This is a genomic window from Myxococcus eversor (assembly GCF_010894455.1).
In the GTDB taxonomy this organism is placed as follows: domain Bacteria; phylum Myxococcota; class Myxococcia; order Myxococcales; family Myxococcaceae; genus Myxococcus; species Myxococcus eversor.
Window position 1 is genome coordinate 1 of record NZ_JAAIXY010000086.1, and the last position, 684, is coordinate 684.

Sequence of the window (684 nt, forward strand, 5' to 3'; positions counted from 1 at the left end):
CCAGTTCCTCGTCTCCTGGAACGACACCTCACGCGAGTCGCATGCCGTCACCACCATGCACGGCCCCTTCGAGGCCCAGGTGCTTCGTACCCCTGACGCCATCGCCATCTCCGACGGCGCCCGCTCCCTCACCTACGCGGCCCTGGATGCACGCGCCAACCAACTCGCTCGTCACCTCGCCTCTCGTGGCGTGACTCCAGGCCTCGCCGTCGGCATCTGCCTCGACAAGTCCCTCGACATGGCCGTCGCCGTCCTCGCCACCCTCAAGGCCGGCGCCTTCTACGTCGCTCTCGACCCCAACTACCCCGCAGAGCGCCTCGCCTTCATGCTCGCGGACACCCGCGCCCCCGTCGTCCTCACCCACTCCCAGCTCGCCTCCGTCCTTCCCGCGAGCACCGACGCGCGCTTCGTCCTCGTCGACTCCGAGGCCGACTCCATCTCCCGCCAGTCCTCTCAGGCGCCTTCCGTCCTCGTCTCCACCGAGGACATCGCCTACGTCATCTACACCTCCGGCTCCACGGGCATCCCCAAGGGCATCGTCATGCCCCACCGTGCCCTGAGCTTCCTCCTCTCCTGGCAGATTCGTCAGTCTCCCAACCCCCGCGCGGTGACGCTCCAGTTCGCCTCCCTCAACTTCGACGTCTCCATCCAGGAGCTCTTCGCTTCCTGGTGGGTCGGCGCCCA

Annotated in this window: 1 protein-coding gene; it reads left to right on the plus strand. The window is 67.8% G+C overall.

The window, feature by feature from the left end; all coding sequences use genetic code 11:
• A partial coding sequence (locus tag G4D83_RS45245) for an AMP-binding protein (protein WP_163871172.1) occupies positions 1 to 684 on the plus strand: 684 nt, incomplete at both ends.